General features: G+C 71.1%; 15 protein-coding genes and 4 pseudogenes. 13 read left to right on the top strand and 6 right to left on the bottom strand.

Annotated elements, in window-relative coordinates; translation table 11 throughout:
* Positions 1-56 precede the first annotated feature (56 nt).
* Positions 57-668 (top strand): annotated as a pseudogene (locus tag ABEB06_RS38965) (transposase family protein); the annotation flags it as partial.
* 150 nt (positions 669-818) lie between these two features.
* Here ABEB06_RS38965 and ABEB06_RS38960 read toward each other — a convergent pair.
* On the bottom strand, positions 819-2,204 hold the full coding sequence (locus ABEB06_RS38960) for an IS1380 family transposase (RefSeq protein WP_345696755.1): 1,386 nt from the start codon (positions 2,202-2,204) through the stop codon (positions 819-821).
* Positions 2,205-2,325: 121 nt separating this feature from the next.
* On the opposite strand from ABEB06_RS38960, the pseudogene ABEB06_RS38955 reads away from it, so the two are divergent.
* From ABEB06_RS38955 to ABEB06_RS38935, 5 genes and pseudogenes are all read left to right on the top strand, one after another.
* Positions 2,326-2,463: pseudogene (locus ABEB06_RS38955) on the top strand (IS5/IS1182 family transposase); the annotation flags it as partial.
* 849 nt (positions 2,464-3,312) lie between these two features.
* On the top strand, positions 3,313-3,558 hold the full coding sequence (locus ABEB06_RS38950; RefSeq protein ID WP_345701688.1) for a hypothetical protein: 246 nt from the start codon (positions 3,313-3,315) through the stop codon (positions 3,556-3,558).
* 65 nt (positions 3,559-3,623) lie between these two features.
* Complete coding sequence (locus tag ABEB06_RS38945) at positions 3,624-4,400, top strand: ATP-binding cassette domain-containing protein (RefSeq protein ID WP_345701687.1); 777 nt, start codon at positions 3,624-3,626, stop codon at positions 4,398-4,400.
* A complete protein-coding gene (locus ABEB06_RS38940) occupies positions 4,394-5,695 on the top strand; it encodes a DUF7224 domain-containing protein (protein WP_345701686.1) in 1,302 nt (433 codons plus the stop codon). Before ABEB06_RS38945 ends, ABEB06_RS38940 begins: the two co-directional genes overlap by 7 nt.
* Entirely contained in the window at positions 5,682-6,290 is a 609-nt protein-coding gene (locus tag ABEB06_RS38935; protein WP_345701685.1) for a hypothetical protein, read from the top strand. The genes ABEB06_RS38940 and ABEB06_RS38935 overlap by 14 nt, the downstream gene beginning before the upstream one ends.
* Positions 6,291-6,690: 400 nt before the next feature.
* Here ABEB06_RS38935 and ABEB06_RS38930 read toward each other — a convergent pair whose 3' ends face one another.
* Both ABEB06_RS38930 and ABEB06_RS38925 read right to left on the bottom strand, forming a co-directional pair.
* On the bottom strand, positions 6,691-7,248 hold the full coding sequence (locus ABEB06_RS38930) for a GNAT family N-acetyltransferase (protein ID WP_345701684.1): 558 nt from the start codon (positions 7,246-7,248) through the stop codon (positions 6,691-6,693).
* 267 nt (positions 7,249-7,515) lie between these two features.
* Entirely contained in the window at positions 7,516-7,959 is a 444-nt protein-coding gene (locus tag ABEB06_RS38925) for a class I SAM-dependent methyltransferase (RefSeq protein WP_345701683.1), read from the bottom strand.
* 195 nt (positions 7,960-8,154) lie between these two features.
* Here ABEB06_RS38925 and ABEB06_RS38920 point away from each other — a divergent pair, with 195 nt between their 5' ends.
* On the top strand, positions 8,155-8,376 hold the full coding sequence (locus tag ABEB06_RS38920) for a GntR family transcriptional regulator (protein WP_345701682.1): 222 nt from the start codon (positions 8,155-8,157) through the stop codon (positions 8,374-8,376).
* Positions 8,377-8,395: 19 nt separating this feature from the next.
* On the opposite strand, the pseudogene ABEB06_RS38915 reads toward ABEB06_RS38920, so the two are convergent.
* Positions 8,396-9,399, bottom strand: a pseudogene (locus tag ABEB06_RS38915) (IS5 family transposase).
* Positions 9,400-9,555: 156 nt separating this feature from the next.
* Here ABEB06_RS38915 and ABEB06_RS38910 point away from each other — a divergent pair.
* The 3 genes from ABEB06_RS38910 (at position 9,556) to ABEB06_RS38900 (ending at position 11,632) form a co-directional block, all read left to right on the top strand.
* Positions 9,556-10,218 carry a hypothetical protein gene (locus ABEB06_RS38910; RefSeq protein WP_345701681.1) on the top strand — a complete coding sequence of 221 codons (663 nt, stop codon included), beginning with the start codon at positions 9,556-9,558 and terminating at the stop codon, positions 10,216-10,218.
* A gap of 215 nt (positions 10,219-10,433) precedes the next feature.
* Positions 10,434-10,748 (top strand): hypothetical protein, encoded by a 315-nt coding sequence (locus ABEB06_RS38905; protein ID WP_345701680.1) that lies wholly within the window; start codon positions 10,434-10,436, stop codon positions 10,746-10,748.
* A 488-nt stretch (positions 10,749-11,236) separates the two neighbouring features.
* Positions 11,237-11,632: a DUF6191 domain-containing protein gene (locus ABEB06_RS38900; RefSeq protein WP_345701679.1), complete on the top strand. Its 396-nt coding sequence runs from the start codon at positions 11,237-11,239 to the stop codon at positions 11,630-11,632.
* 296 nt (positions 11,633-11,928) lie between these two features.
* Here the strand turns inward: ABEB06_RS38900 and ABEB06_RS38895 are convergent, their stop codons facing one another.
* Positions 11,929-12,423 carry a hypothetical protein gene (locus ABEB06_RS38895; protein ID WP_345701678.1) on the bottom strand — a complete coding sequence of 165 codons (495 nt, stop codon included), beginning with the start codon at positions 12,421-12,423 and terminating at the stop codon, positions 11,929-11,931.
* Positions 12,424-12,726: 303 nt separating this feature from the next.
* Here ABEB06_RS38895 and ABEB06_RS38890 point away from each other — a divergent pair, with 303 nt between their 5' ends.
* The 3 genes and pseudogenes from ABEB06_RS38890 to ABEB06_RS38880 all read left to right on the top strand — a co-directional run.
* Positions 12,727-12,957 (top strand): Asp23/Gls24 family envelope stress response protein, encoded by a 231-nt coding sequence (locus ABEB06_RS38890; RefSeq protein WP_345701677.1) that lies wholly within the window; start codon positions 12,727-12,729, stop codon positions 12,955-12,957.
* Between the two features lie 167 nt (positions 12,958-13,124).
* On the top strand, positions 13,125-13,241 hold the full coding sequence (locus tag ABEB06_RS38885; protein WP_345701676.1) for an excalibur calcium-binding domain-containing protein: 117 nt from the start codon (positions 13,125-13,127) through the stop codon (positions 13,239-13,241).
* Positions 13,242-13,756: 515 nt separating this feature from the next.
* Positions 13,757-13,873, top strand: a pseudogene (locus tag ABEB06_RS38880) (IS5 family transposase); the annotation flags it as partial.
* Between the two features lie 55 nt (positions 13,874-13,928).
* Here the strand turns inward: ABEB06_RS38880 and ABEB06_RS38875 are convergent.
* A complete protein-coding gene (locus ABEB06_RS38875; RefSeq protein WP_345701675.1) occupies positions 13,929-14,912 on the bottom strand; it encodes an alpha/beta hydrolase in 984 nt (327 codons plus the stop codon).
* Positions 14,913-15,437 lie beyond the last annotated feature (525 nt).

The following is a 15,437-nucleotide window of genomic DNA, read 5'->3' as shown; positions in this document are numbered from 1 at the left end:
TGTTCTCTACGCACCGCGCTTCGCCCGAGGAGCCTCGCTTGGTCTCGTATCCTGCCATGCTCGATGTCCCGCACGAGCTCGTTGAGCACGTCTCGTGGCTGATCTACGCCCGAAGGCGTGAACTGCATTCGCGTTGGCGGCGCTTGAGCTGCTTCAAGCAGGCCCTGCTCACCCTGGCCCATCTTCGGAAGAACGAGACCCTCGCACAGTTGGGAGCCGGCTTCGGGGTGTCGCAGGCGACCGCCTGGCGGTACGTCGACGAGACCGTCGAGCTTCTGGCCGCCTGGGCACCGGGCCTGCGCGAGGCGCTGGTGGGTCTGGGTGAGGGCGACTTCGTGATCGTCGACGGAACGCTGATCCCGACCGACCGGATCGCCGCGGACGAGCCGTACTACTCGCAGAAGCACCGGAAGCACGGGATGAACGTGCAGGTCCTCGCCACTCCGGACGGCACGCCGTTGTGGTTCTCCCGAGCTCTGCCCGGCCGCACCCACGATCTCACCGCCGCCCGAGCCCACGGCATCGTCCAGGCCTGCCTGACCCGGCAGATCCTGGTTCTCGCCGACCGCGCCTACCAGGGCGCCGGCGCGACCGTCCGCACTCCCTACTACCGCCACGACGAACTGCCCGAACACTACAAGCAGTACAACCGCGACCATGCCCGGCTCAGCCCGAATCCACCGACCTGATTCTGGAGTGATCGGATCTGGGTTTTGGCGGGGGTGACTGGGTGGTGGGTGTGGGGTGTTTGCTGGTCTGCCCAGCTTTTCCACGTCTGCTCCGGTCGGGCCCTGTCGGGCGGGTGGTCGGGTTGGTGATCAGGCCGGTGGCGGGTGGGCGGCGTCGAACAGATCGGTGAGCGCGTGTTGCCAGGGCCAGTGGTCGGGCAGGTGGAGCGTCAGCCTGCGGGCCGAGCGGGCGATGCGGGCCGGGACGTGGATCAGGTGGGCCCGCAGGGTCGCGGTGGTGGCTCTCGCGTGGAAGGTCCCGGCGAGGGATCCGGCGGCTCGCAGCAGGTTGTGGGCGATGGCCCACAGGGTCAGCCACGCGTTGTTCGCCTGGAAGTTCCCGGAGGGCAGGTGGGCCAGGGCCGATCCCTTGCCGTCCGCGATGACCTGCTCGATCGTGGCGTGCTGCCGGTGGTGGAGTTCGGCCTGGAGCGTGGCGAAGGGGCTGTCGGTGAACACCGGGTGGTAGCGCCAGGCGGTGAACAGCTCGCCCTGCCCGGCAGCCGTTTCGGCGTTCAGGCGGCGGACCCGGCGCACGATCAGCCGGGCAGTGGTGTGCTCGGTCTTCCTGCGGCCGGTGAACGCCGTGTAGGTGATCTCGGCGACCTCGGCGTCGGAGACCAGCTCGCCGGTGTCCGGGTCGACGAACGCCTCGGGGTATCGGATCGGCGTCCAAGCGTCCTCGCCGATCGCGCTGATCGCGGCGGCGACGTGGGGGTTCATCCGCACCGTCACGGAGAAGTGCGCTCTCGCGCGGCGGCAGGCGGCCACCACGTCGGCGTTGTAGAACTGGCTGTCCGCGCGGACGATCACGGTTCCGCCCGCCCCGGCCTGGCGGGCGGCCGCCAGGGCCTCGCTCGTGAACGGTCCGGCGCCGCGGGCGTCGGCCGCTTTGCCCCGCCGCAGGCGGACCGCCGCGACCACCGGGCGGGCCGTCGGTGTGCTGAGGGTGGCCAGGATCGGGTGCAGGGTGCGCACGCCCTTGAACCGGCCGACCTCGGCACCCTGCTTGGCGCGTCCGTAGACCCGCCGGTGGGTGGGGTCGACGTCCACGAACGCCACCCGGTCCAGGCCGGGCAGCAGCGGGGTGTCCCGTGCGAGACGGGCGAGGAAGTCCCGGTGCACCGCATGGAGTTGCCGGTTGTGCCCGTGCGTGAACGCGCGCAGGAACGTGCCCAGCGTGGAGGGCGCGCGCACCCCGCCGAACAGCCGGCCCATCGCGCCGTGCCGCAGCCGGCCGGTGTCGTCGATCGAGTCGGCCCCGGCGCACATCGCCGCGACCAGCGTCATCACCTTCGCAGCCGGGTTGGCACCGCCGCTGTTGCCCGCACCGTCGAGCCTCAGCCTGTCTTCGACCAGTCCGGGAAGCCCGACCCGCTCGGCCAGCCGGACCAGCGGGACGAGCCCCGCGTCCGCGACCAGGTTCGGCTCGTCGAACGCGGCGGTGAGCGCGGCGGAGCTGTGGGAGGATTTCACTTACGAGGTGCCTTGCTGGTTGGGCCGGACGGAAGCGTAGAGAACTCCCATCCTCCCAGCTCAGCAGGCACCTCTCTGCGTCAGCCCGTCCCCACCTCAGTCACAGCCCGGTGGATCCGGGCTCAGGGCACCCGGTGAACGCGCCTTCGCCCGACTCAAGTCATGGCGGATCTTCCGCAAAGCCCGCTGTTCGACCAACCGCATCGGCCCGCTCGTCGCTGCCGTCCACACCCTCCTCAGCTGCGAAAACTCAAGATGAAAGAGGTTCAGTGGCCAAGGCCGTACTCACCCTCGAGCTTCAACGCTGAAAAGGCTCAATAATCAAACCGGCACCTCCACGTAACCCCTGCCAACTCTCCGCACGGCCGCCACCAGAGCGCCCCGTCCGGAACCTGCCGGCACGACCCCAGGAGCCGCGCCGCTGTGCCAGTCCACGGGCTGGGGTGCCGCGCTGCCGCGTGGCGTCGGCTCGATGGGATGGCGTTACGACTGGCTGCCCGCACGAGCCTCGCACGAGGCTTGAGGCGGGGCCGCCGAGCGATCTTCGGATTCATATCCAATTCCTCTCATTGTTGGTGGACACCCACTGGTCGCGTCCCGCGTGGTGGTGGAATCTCCGTGTGCTGACGTTCCGGCGGAGCGAGGTTCCTGGACCGGGGCTCGCGGGGCGACCCGCTGCCGTTCTCGGCACAGGTGGCGGCGAGGGGAACGTCCCGTCGATCAAGGGCTCGCAAGGGCCGGACAGCGGCTGTCGAGTCGCTGACCAGGGCCTACTCCAAGATCGCTGCTACACCACTCGGCGGGACGCCATCCACGCACTTTACTGATGCACCGTCATGAGCTATCGTCCAGCACGCTGACTGTGGGTACTCAATCTATTCTTTTGGGCACCCATCTCGACCGTTTGCATGTGGCGGCGCAGATTCTTAATTCTGCTCGGCCCGCAGTCGTGCCACGGATTATTTGGGGTCGTTGTTTTATTTGCCGGCCCCGCTATTCTCAAGGAGGGGAAATGTCTGATTTCATTGCTCGGATGATAGGCAGCAAGATCGCGAAGGGTGCTGTCGTGGCGGCGCTGGCGGCTGGGGCCGTTACTCTCGCGGCTCCGATGTCGAGCGCGTCCAACGAGAGCTCCTGGTCCTACGGTTGCCGCGGGTACTGGTACTCGACGTCTGGGCACGGCTACTGCTACGACGCAACGAATTACCCGGGCTACGGGTACTACACCTCGTACGACTGCAGCTACGAGATCGACACCCAGCACTACGACAGGCTGTCCAGCGACTACGAGGGCAAGTACGACACCTACGAGTGCACGTTCAGCATCAGCGGGACGCACGTCTCTGCGGCCTGAGGACCGACGCTGCTGTGGGCCCGCCGCTTCGGCGGGCCCACAGCCCGCAAGTGGGGATTTCATCCATGGCAAGCACTCCCGTCGCCCGGCTGGCCGATGTCAGCCAGGGGTACGGCAGTAGGCAGATCATCAAGGGCCTGGACCTGTCGATCGAGCCCGGTGTGACCGGGCTGCTGGGCCCGAACGGGGCCGGCAAGACGACGCTGTTCCGGACCCTGGCGACCATCGCGCCACCACGGGAGGGCGTCCTGGAGCTGTTCGGCCGGGCGGTCGCCGGTGAACGGGACGTCCGCGAGGCACGGCGCCGCATCGGCTACCTGCCGCAGGACTTCGGCTACTACCCGGCGTTCTCCGTCCACGACTTCGTCCGCTACTGCGCGTGGCTGCGCGAAGTCCCCTCCGCCCAGGCCTCGCCGGCGACCGAGGCGGCGCTGTCCGCCGTCGGACTGCAGGACCGGGCGAGGGAGAAGATGAAGGCCCTGTCCGGCGGCATGCTCCGGCGGGCCGGGATCGCCGCGGCCATCGTCGGTTCCCCGTCCCTGCTGCTCCTCGACGAGCCCACCGTCGGCCTCGACCCCGCGCAGCGCCTGGACTTCCGGGACCTGATCCGCTCGCTGGCGCGTGCGGGGGCCGCGGTGGTGCTCAGTACGCACCTGGTGGAGGACGTGGGTGCGGCCTGCGACACCGTACTGGTGCTGAGGGAGGGTGAGGTCGTGCACCGGGGTGCCCCGCAGCAGCTGGCCGAGTTGGCCGATCCGAAGGCGCCCGGGGACAGTGCGCTGGAACGCGGCTACATGACCGTTCTCGGCAAGGTCCGGGCAGCCGAGGAGTCAGCGTGCTGAACGCCTACCGCATCGAGTTGCGGCGATCCCCGCTGCTCACCGCGTTCCCCGTGATGGTCGCCGTTGATCTGCTGGTGCTGTTCGGACGCTCGCGATGGTGGATCGGCGTGTGGCCGGAGGCGAGTGTGGCGGCGCAGGTCGTCACCCTGTTCCTGGGACCGGTGCTGGCTGCCGTCTCCGCCTGGCAGGCCGGCCGTTCCTCCCGGGCGGGGATGCCGGAGGTGCTCCTCGCGGCCGCCCGGCCCACATGGCGCATGGAGGGTGTGCGGCTGGCCGCCACCCTCACCCTCGGCTTCCTCGCCTACGGGCTCGGATGCCTGGCCGCGGCCGGCGTGTCGATCGGCGAAGCCGGTCCCGGATTCCTGTGGCCGTCCTATCTACTACTGGGCGCCTCGACACTGGTGGTGTTCGCGTCCGTGGGGCACCTGGCCGGCCGCTGGTGGCCCTCGTCTTCCTTCACCCCCGTCGTCTGCGCGCTCGGCTGCTTCATCAGCCTCCTCGCCCTGCCGTTCAAGCTCAACGTCCTGGCGGGCTCGCCGGATGTCCACCTGCGCCCGCTCCCGGTCGCCCTCCGACTGTGCTGGGCGATCGCCCTGGCCGTCCTCGCCGTCACAGCCCCACCGCTGCCGACCCGGGCAAAGAACCGGATGCCCAGCCGCGGCCTGCCGAGGAAGGTGCGTTGGGTGGCGCTCGCGGCGGCCCTGTGCTCCCTCGTCGCGCTCGGCGGCGTCGCCGGCGCCGGCGAACTGCGCACTGAGCGCCCGGCCACGGCTGCCACGCCGCTGTGCGACCGCACCGATAGTCATGCCCCGCGTGTGTGCGTCTGGCCCGAGCACCGTAAATACCTGCCGGCGCTGGTGCTGATGGCGCAGCGTCTCGGTGCTACTGGGCAGTCCTGGGTGGTGGTGCCGGAGGAGTTCGACGAGTTCGGGTTGCAGCGCACCGCACATGGCGATCGGGGGTTCGACATCACCGAGGGCCACGTGCGCACGGCGGCCATCGCCATGGCCCACCGCGTGTTCACCGACAGCTTCGGCCGCTGTGTCCCGCCGGGCAATGAGCGCCGTGCGTGGCAGGCCATCGACAACGTCCACCTGTGGCTGGAGTACCGGGCCATGGGCCAGGACCCGGCCGAGGCCGACAGCGGTCTCCATGTCGCCGGTATCGGCGCAGCCCAGCGTGCAGCCTCCGATGCTGTGCGTCTGCCGGCCGCCGAGCAGCGGGTGTGGCTGGATGGGGAGAGTGCCGAATTCCATCGCGAGGCGTCCTGGTGCAAGCCCTATGACCCTCGTTGATCTGATCCGCTACGCCAGGGTCCACCGGGGTGCGGCGGTGCTGGCCGGGGCGGTGGTCGTCGCGCTGCTGTCGGCGTTCTTCGGCGGTACCCGGATCCCGATTCCGTCGTTCGGCAGCGGCGACGTCACTATGGGGATTCCTTACCGGCAGGAGCTCCCGCTGTTGTCGGCGGTGTTCCTCACCGCAGCGCTCGACGGACCGATGGCGGCCCACGAGGCCCTCGGCACCCGGGCCATGCACCGCCTGCGGGCCGTGTACTGCACGGTGCTGACGCTGACGGTCTGCGCCTTCTCCTTCACCGCCGAGACGTACGCGGTCGGGACGGGCGCCGGGATCGTGTTCGTCCGCTCGGTACTGGTCTGGCTCGGACTGGCCCTGCTCTCCCGCCGTGTCCTGGGACACCAGCTCGCCTGGGCCCTGCCGCTGGCGTCCGCGCTGCTCCTGATCTGGTACCCCCTCACCTGGTGGGACTGGACCGCCACCCCCACCCACGACACACCCGCCTGGACCGCCGCTGGCGTGTCCGTGGTCATCGGCAGCGCCGCCACCGCTGCAACACCCTGGCGACGCAAAGCGCTGCGGCGCAGCCGCTGACCACGGCAAGGCCCCGCCCGTCGGCTGCAGCCGACGGGCGGGGCCTCGTCGTGTGGCACCGGGGGTGTGGGCGCTGGGTCGGCAACGCGCTCGTGGAAGCCGACGTCGGCAGGCGGCAGCACCCGCTGCGGCATTTCGCCTTGGCGGGGGCTTGCCGGCGCGAGTCGGGTTCCGAGCGCGCCGGGCACCGCGGGGACCCACAATCCCTGCCGTGCCCGGCTCGCGTTCGAGGGCGGCCGTGACCCGAGCCGCCAACCGATGGAGCACACCTCAACCGTGCTCTGCGCCCACGGTTGTACTGATCATCGGGCGACGGAATACATGAGCAATTCCGGCTGGTCTGCCCGCGATACGGAGTCCGATCCCGGAGGACTGCAGGCTCCTTCGCGCGCCGGTGCGGCTATCTCGCCCGGTCCGACGGGTGAACGTGGGACCGTACGCCGAACCACTGCTCGGCGCCGTACTCCTCGAACCGCTCGACCTCGGTGAAGCCCAGCTTCTCGGCGAGGCGCATCGCGCGGTCGTTCGCGCTCTGGGTGCAGAGCACCACCGGCTCACCGGGACAGGCGTCGGCGAGCCATCCGAGTGCCGCAGCGCACGCCTCGGCTGCGTACCCGGATCCCCAGGCCTGGGGCAGGAACATGTAGCTGAGCTCGGCCTCCCCGGCCTCCGGGCGGAGGTGACCGGGGCGCTGCGCGTCGCGCCGGTCGAACGAGACGACGCCGATCATCGCCCCGTCGCGCTCGACGACGAACACGCCCGTGCGTAGGCCGGGCACTGCCGGCATCCCGCGTTCGAGTTCCTCGCGTGGTCGGGCACCACCGAGGTGGGTACGCACCTGCGGTGAGGCGAACAGGTCGATGAACGCCGTACGGTCCCGGGCCTCGGACTCGCGGAGCACGAGCCGCTCGGTCCGGATCAGAGCGGGCGGCCAGGCGACAGGCCCAAGATCGGTCATGGCGGGCAACCTATCCCACATCCTGCGGAACTACCGGACGTCATGGACGCCGGTGGCCTCGTCCGCTGCTGTCTGTCGAAGCACGTCGTAGCCGACGAACTCGAACATGCGCGTGCCGCGGCGCAGGGGTTGAGGTGTGCCGGCGAAGCGGTGCACACCGACCCCGAAGCCGGCGTCCGGCGGTGACAGCCACTGCAACTCGAAGTCCTGGGCGTCGAACCACTCACAGATCCGCGGGACGCGGTCGGGTGCGGCGCGGTGTCGGGTCTAGATGACGGTCCCGCCGGCCCTGGACAGCTGGTTGCAGGCGGCGATGGTGCGCTCGATGTCGGGGTCGGTGATGTTGCCGAAGACGCCGCAGACGAGGACGAGGTCCGCCGGGGCCAGGTCCTCGTACTGGTCGATGAGGGCGGCGTCCGCGGTCGCCACCTCGACGCGCTGCAGGCCGGCCCGCTCGGCCCGTTCCACAGCGGCGGCGGTGTTGCGGGGGTCCAGCTCGACGAGCCTGGCCCTGACATCGTCGCGGCGGGGATGTCCGGCCAGGACCTCCAGAAGATCGCGACCGTCTCCGGCGCAGAGGCTGATCACCTGCAGCTCGCCGTCCGGGGCGTCCGACAGAGCGGCGTCGATGTGGGCCTGCACTGTTTTCAGCCGTCGCGTCATCCAGTGGTCGGTCTGGTCGTACTTGTCGTGCCATGCGGTCCAGTCCATGACCGGACGCTACGGCCCGGGACCACCGGGAGCGACCCAATTCCACGGACCAGACCGGACAACCACACCGAAAATACCGTCCGATGAGGTGACCCCCGAGATGTGGACACACCTAGCACGTATTTGGTTGCGATCAAGGCGTGTTGTTGGTGATGTTCGTGACGACCGATCTGTGCGCACGAACGGAGTGCCGAAGTGTCAGAGGAAGTCCGGCCTACGAGGGTGCGCCTCGCAGAGGCTCTTCGCGCTGAGATCGCCGCCAACCCGGGGCTGACAGAGCTTCCGCACAGGCGTGAGATCGCCGGACAGTATGGGCTTGCCCAGGCGACGGTCGCGCAGGTCCTGAGGGCGTTGGCGGCCGAGGGGCTGATCGAGGCACAGGCGGACGGCAGGTGGACGGTGGCCGGACGACTCTAGGGAGCGCATTCGGTCGTGATCAAGGTGTCGTCCTGGCGAGGTCCTTGATCCAGATCATTGAGGCGCGGAGGTGGAGGCCTGCGAGGTAGCTCTCGGGTGTCTTGTCGTAGCGGGTGGCGATGCCCCGCCAGGCCTTCATCCTGTTGATCAGACGCTCGACGGTGTTCCGCTCCCTGTAGAGCTCGGCGTCGTGACTGACGGGACGACCGCCCCTGCTGCCCTTCTTCTTGCGGTTGGCGGCCTGGTCCCGCTTCTCCGGGATGACGGCCTTGATGTGTCGTTTGCGCAGGTGGGCGCGGTTTCTGCGGGAGGAGTAGGCCTTGTCGCCGGCGACCGCGCCGGGCCGGGTGCGGGGCCGGCCGACAGGCCCACGGACCCGGACCTTCGCCAGAACGGGGATGAACTGTGGGCTGTCGGCGGCCTGCCCCTCGGTCAGGACGATGGCCAGCGGGCGGCACTTACGGTCGCCGGCGATGTGGACCTTGCTGCTCTGCCCGCCTCTGGACCGGCCGAGCAGGGCGGCCTTCAGGCGGAGTCTGCGTCTGCGTCGGACGCGTCGCCGCTCGTTCCGTTCCGGGGTGTCTGCGGTTGCCTGCCCGTCTTGTTCCTTCGGGCCGCCCCCTTTTGTCGGGCCTTCTCCGCCTCCTCGGCGGCCTTCTCCAGGTCGGCGAGTGTGTCGGGGTCGAGGTGCATCCCGGCGGCGTCGTGGTGGGCCCGGACGGTGGTGGAATCCACGCTGACCAGCGACAGGTCCACCTCGCCCCGCTTCGCGGCCTCCGCGACCGCGCCCTCCAGCAGGGCCTCGAAGACCCCGGCGTCCCTCCACTGCCGGAAGCGGTTGTGGACCGTCGACCAGGCACCGAACTCGCTCGGCATCTCCCTCCACTGGCCGCCGGTCCGGAACCGCCAGATGACACCCTCGAACTGTCGGCGCAGCCGCTCGGGGTACGGGCCGTACTCACCGATCGGCAGGTACGGCCCGATGAACTCCCACTCAGCATCAGTCAGTTGCACTCGCGTCACACAACACGATCTATCGGATCAGGCACGACCGCGAGGGCGAAACCCGCCAATTGATCACAACCCGATACTGGCCCTAGGGTGGCGGGCAGGGAAGCTCGGGGAGAGGAATCGGTCGTGGGCGGGGACGGAACGCGTGATACGAGCGGGGGTGACGGCGTGCGCGTCTTCATGGCGCTGCCGGCACCTGAGGCGGCCGACAGGGACCCGTTCGGCCAGTGCCTGGCAGATGTGGTCCGGGTTCTCGGCCTCGGTGTGGCGCGTGAGCCGGGCACCGACGATCCTGTGTGGGGCCACCGCGTCCGGGCAGCACTGCGCGAGGCCTGCGAGCGGGAGTCGGCCTTCCCCCAGGAGGCGTTCGAGGTCCTGCTGGGCGCGGCCGTAAACGACTCGAACCCGAGCTTCAACCGGTGGTTCGTCGAAGCGGCTCTGAACGGGTTCGGCCGCGGGCGGGTCCGCTCCAGGCTGATCGGCTACCTGCGGACGGGCACGGACGCGGAGCGGGCGGGTGCCGCACGGGCCTGGTACTGGACGGCCCTGCCGCTCGACCACCCCCAGCTGCGGGCCGCCGGCCCGGCCGGGGACCGTCCGGAGCCCGACAACGGCTCGGTCGGCGTGCGCGAGTGGCACGAGGCAGCATTGCGGGAGTTCGTGGACAACGAGCACCTGGACGTCCGCCGCTGCATCCTCCCCGGACTGCCCCTGCGGCCGTCCGCATACCCGGCGGAGCTACACCCCCTGGTCGACAAGGCGATCGCGATCGCCCGGTCCCACCCGGACGAGTATCTGCGGCACCGGGTGGAGCACCAGGTCCGCGGCTGAAGCCGCCTCGGAGGCCCGGATGCCCTGGGCGGTCGGGGTGGTGCCCGCCAGGCGCAGCCGGTGGATGCGCAGGTCGAGGGCGACGGCGATGCGGCGGCGGGTGGCGTCGCGGACGGCGGTGCTGGTGTCCAGGCGGGCGGCAGTGCAACGCTGGGGTCCCAACGGGCCGACCAGGCCGACCGGGTGGGTCCACGGCGCCGCAGCAGGGGGTAATCATGGCGGAGGAGGTCAATGGTCCGGCGGGCGACCCGTGGCCGCTGGTGGTCCGGGTGACTGGCGGGCGCGTCAATCATCTGGCCCGGTGGCGGATGACCCGAACTGGCCGGGCGACGTTGTGGCTCGATCTGGCCTGTGGCGGTAGCTGCCTGGCCGACGCGCTGGACAACGGGCTTCGCGAAGCCGTGTGCTCCCGTTGCATGGCGCGGGCCGAACAGGACCGCAACCCCGGGGAACGGCGCGCCGCGGCCGCCAAGCGCCGCGCACGCCGGGTCGCGGACCACGGACAGCACCCGCTGCCGTTCCCCATCTGACGTGACGCGTCGTCCTGCAGGGCTGCCAGCGCGGCGCAGCGGTGGGATCAGACCTGCGGGAGCGTTGACACGGTGCGGCGGCCACGCCGTAGCGGTCGAAGACCTCGGCGAAGAACCGCTTCAGGAGCGGGCGGGCCCGGTGCTCGTCGCTCAGCTCGGTGAACCCGAAGCGGAAGACCTCGTAGCCCTGGAGCTTCAGTTCCCGGTCCGAGGCGACGGTCTCCGCATAAGCCTTGGCGTCGGCGTGAAGGCTTCGCGACCCGACCGGCGGGGCGCAGCAGCAGGTAGCAGGCCTGTGGCAGATGGCGGTGGTGGCGCTGCGGCACTGCGTCGGCCGCGGGGCGGTACAGCGGACGCTCGCGTTGTTGCAGGCCCTGTCGCCGGGCGGACGGCCCGTCGGGGGAACTACCGTGCGGGTAGAAACCGTTCGCCAGTCGGAACACGTCGCCGCCAGGCGTCGTACGACAGGGGGTCGCAGGTCGATGGTCATGGCGTTCGCTCTCACACTGCCCGGGCTCGCTCTGGCGGTGGTGCTGTTCGCACTCGCCTCGACGGTGTTCCGCCGGCTGGCCCGTTCGGGCCTGGTCCCGGCCCGGCTCCGCCGCCGGTCGGGCCGGCTCGGCGGACCGCTTTCGGTCTCCACCGTGGCCGTGGAGGTGTTCACCGGATCGGTGAACACCGGCAAAGCGGTCGAGCTGGACGAACGCTCCGCCGAGGCGATGCGCCGCGACGAGGAAGGCGACGGCGCGCCACCCCGCTCGACCGTCGACCTGCAGACGGGCCGCGCCGTCATCGTCCTGCCGCAGCAGCCGAGGGCCGGCGATCGCGGCGCCGGCACACCGTCCCGGCCCCTTCTTACGCCTCCGGCCGGGGCAGAGGACTGACCGCCCCTCCGGCCCCCGGCCCGTGCATCGTAGTCCTCACCATCAGGACGATCCTCAACCACGACCAGGCATAGCAGGCGGTCCGCGAGCACGGCCGAGCCGACGTCCGGCTGGGCATGTTCGAGGACGTGCCGTGGCAGCGCTACCTGGGCACCGAACGCCGCCCCGAGTAGTCGCCAGCCCCCGGGCGCAGCGGACGTGCCGCCCATCCCCTGACACCGGACACCGCGGCCGGCCCTGCGTCGCTGGCCGGGCGGCTGTGGACACGGGCTCGCCGGCCTGCCGCTGGGAGGCGGTCAGCCTGCGAGGGCGCTCAGTTGCCGGTGGAAGAGGTCCTGTGCGGTGTCGCGGTCCGGGGTTTTGGGGGTGAAGTGGGTGACGTAGACCAGGATGTTGCCGCGGGTGGTGAGCAGGCTGGCATAGGTCATGCCGTCCATGATCGGCTTGGTGTGGAGGAGGCCTGCGGCCTGGTCGTCGGGGTCGTCGAAGAACGTGGTGGAGGTGTCCTCGGTCCACAGCCCGTGAAGACCCCGGTAGTGGGCCTGCGCTCCGGTCGCGGACGCGTACTGGACGAGCATCATCTGGCTCTGGCTGCCGTCCGGGTTCTTCCACGCCCGGCATGCGGCGGTGACGAAGCCGCGTTCCTTGGCCGCGCGGGTGGCGGTCTCCGCCCACTGGGGATCGTAGTTCGCGGCGACGTACTGGTCGAGGTTCAGCACGCCCGTCCGGTTCTTCGGGCGGTCCGTGGGCTGCTTCCCGGCTGTCGCCCCGGGCGGGACCGGCAAGGCCATCGCCAGCAGCCGCTCCCCCACTGCCGCCGGGCACGCACCGCCCCGGCCGAGGTACGCCGCGCCGCCCAAGCGCTCACCACCCGGCCGACCGCCCCGCGCCCGGACCTCACCCAGCACATCCTGACCGCCGTCCGCCCCTACGCCCGCCGCGGGCGACTCCTACCACGCCCCTCCCGCTCCCCCACCTACATCTGGGAGACGACCGCCGCCGACGCACTGCGCCGCGCCGTCGACACCGCCACCGACGCAGTAGTAGCCAGCTGCCGCCTCACCCCCGATCCCCGAGGAGACGTCACCATCGCCATGACATTCCTGGTCGCCTACGGACTCCCGCTGCCCGACCAGGCCGACCACGTGCGCCGCGTCGCCTTCACCACCGCCACCGCCGCCCTGGGCCTGCCCGTCCGCACCATCGACCTGACCATCACCGACGTCCTTCCCCCACCAGACCCCCGCCGGCCCTCGGGCACGGGTCGCGAACACGAACACCACCCCTCGGCCGTTCGCACGTCGCCCCACGGACACCACCCGTAGAACCGAGGCAGTCCGGTAGCACCTCGGTCCCTCGTCATGGCAGGTGGGATGGCGCCGACAGACGCATCCTGGGCAGAGAGGCCCCAGCTCATGGGTGTCCCCGGGAGGCGTCATGGCGCGAAACCCGAGACCGGCATGGCAGGCACCACCGGGCGCCCGGCCCCGCGGTGTACTACAAGAACTGCGCCGAGGCCCGTGCCGCAGGCGTCACTCCCCTTCACCGGGGCGACCCCGGCTACGCCCCCCACCTGGACCGCGGCGGCGACGGCGTGGCCTGCGAATAGACCGACTACCCCCGTGCGTGGTCACAGAGGGTGCCTGGTCTTCGGATCGGCCGCCAACCGCCCGCAGAACCGGCCGTGCGCCTGTCGTCCGGTTCGCCGAAGCAGTCAGCGCAACGGAGTGGGCCTGCCCCCGCGCCCGGCCTGACCCGTCCGCGGCGTTGCGTTGCTGATGATCAGGGCCAGGGCGGGTATCAGTGGCCCATGGCAGCCTCCCGCACCGCACCCCGGGCCGTTCGGATCGCCCTGATCGCCGCACTCGCCGTGGCGGGCACCGCCTGCACCAGCACCACCTCGGGTGGAGGCGGTGCCACCGGCAGCGTCGATCCGTCCGTCCCCGCCACCGCACCGGGCCCGGCAGGGGCCGGTGGTACCTGGCCGGGCCCGCCGCCCTCGCCCGCAGCGAACTCGCCGCCCTGCCGGTGGCCGCCGCGGGCTCGATGTCCGGCTACAGCCGCGAGAAGTTCCCGCACTGGGCCACCCAGGGCAACTCCTGCGACACCCGCGAGAAGGTCTTCGCCCGCGACTACGAAGCCCTCCCGGCCCGCTCCGAAGCCATGGTCCACGTCGCCATGATCAACTTCATGACCCGCCGGCTCACCGGCGAAACCACCCCAAGCTGGCGCGGAACCTGAACTCCAAAGTCAGGGACAAAACGCCCAGTAAGCCCCCGGCTGCCCTACGCGTCGATCATCTGCCGAGGGGAGTAAGCCCCCGGGTGCCCTGGCCGAGCAGGCGCCGCAGCCAGTTCCGCCGGGTCGCAACCGCGGTGCGGGTGACGGCCGCGTCCGGGGCGAGGGTGTCGAAGCCGTGGAGGGCGCCGGGCCAGACGTGGAGTTCGACGTGGCCGCCGGCCCGCCAGAGGGCGTCGGCGTAGGCGGTGACCTCGTCGCGGAAGGTTTCGGCGGAGCCGACCTCCAGGTAGGCGGGGGGCAGGCCGCTGAGGTCGTGGGCGCGAGCGGGGGCGGCGTACGGGGGGAGGTCGGGAGCGCGGTGCAGGGGGCCGAGGGCGGCCTGCCAAGCGGTGGCGTTGGAGGTGGCGTCCCAGGTGTCGCGGCCGGCGGCCTGCCGGGTGGAGGAGGTGGTGCCGCGATCGTCCAGCATCGGGCTGAGCAGCAGTTGCCCGTACGGCGCCGGGCCGCCCCGGTCGCGGAGCAGCAGGGCGAGGGCGGCGGCCAGTCCGCCGCCGGCGCTCTTGCCGGCGAGCACGATCCGGTCGGGGTCGATCCGCAGCCGTCCGGCGTGTGCGGCGGCCCAGCGCAGGGCGGTGCGGCAGGCGTGCAGCGGGGCGGGGTAGCGGGCGGCGGGGGCGAGCGGGTACTCGACGGAGAGCACGGTCAGCCCGAGCGGCTCCGCCAGCTCCCGCAGCACGCGCGGCAGTACGGCGTACGCGTTGCCGCCGATCAGGCCGCCCCCGTGGAGGTACAGCAGCGCGGGTAGCACGCCGTCCGCCTCGGCCGGGCGGCCGGAGACCACGGCGACGCCGTCCGCGTCGTGCTCGGCCGTTTCGAACCGTCCGCCGTCGGCGAGTCGGTCCAGTGTGGGCCTCGGCCGCCGTTCGGCGTCCCGCCGCTGCCAGGCCGCCAGCCCGCCGGGTGTCAGCGGCGCGGGCACCCCGCCACGGGCGGCCAGTGCGGCGGCCAGTTCGGGGTCCAGGTAGGGCTCGGTCTCCATGCGGTCGAGTATGCGCGAAGGCCGTCCGGAAGCGGTGGGGTTGACATCCGTTCACGCACGCTGCTCGGGCCATTCGCCGGGGGCGAGCCGCACACGGCGACCGTCCAGGTCACCGACCGCTACGGCACCGCGAGGCCGACATCCTGGGACCGCCTCCATCCCCGGCCCACCATCCGCCCGCCTGTCCCCACCCTGGACACGCGCTGCGCGAAGAGGGTTCGGTACAGCAGGCTCACGAGAAGTGACTCGTTCCGACCCGGACGCCTCAAGCCCCCGGCACCGTGGCGCCGGCAGGGCACAGCTTCATGGGTTTCGGGTCTCAGGGGTCGCGGTGGGCGTGGGCCGGTGCGTCGTCGGCCGGCTCGGCCACGGTCCTTGCACCGTCCTGGGGGTGGCGCTCGGTATCAGGCCGGGTGGTCCGGGCGAGCTGCGGGGCACGCCACCAGGCCATGCGGTGCACGGGTTCCTGCTCGGGGCACCTGGCCCGTCGGCTGTTCCCGGGTGCTGTCGCACCCGCCGAGGCGG

The organism is Kitasatospora terrestris (assembly GCF_039542905.1).
GTDB lineage: Bacteria > Actinomycetota > Actinomycetes > Streptomycetales > Streptomycetaceae > Kitasatospora > Kitasatospora terrestris.
The sequence above is the reverse complement of the archived record's forward strand: the minus strand, read 5'-3'. Positions and strand labels throughout refer to the sequence as shown.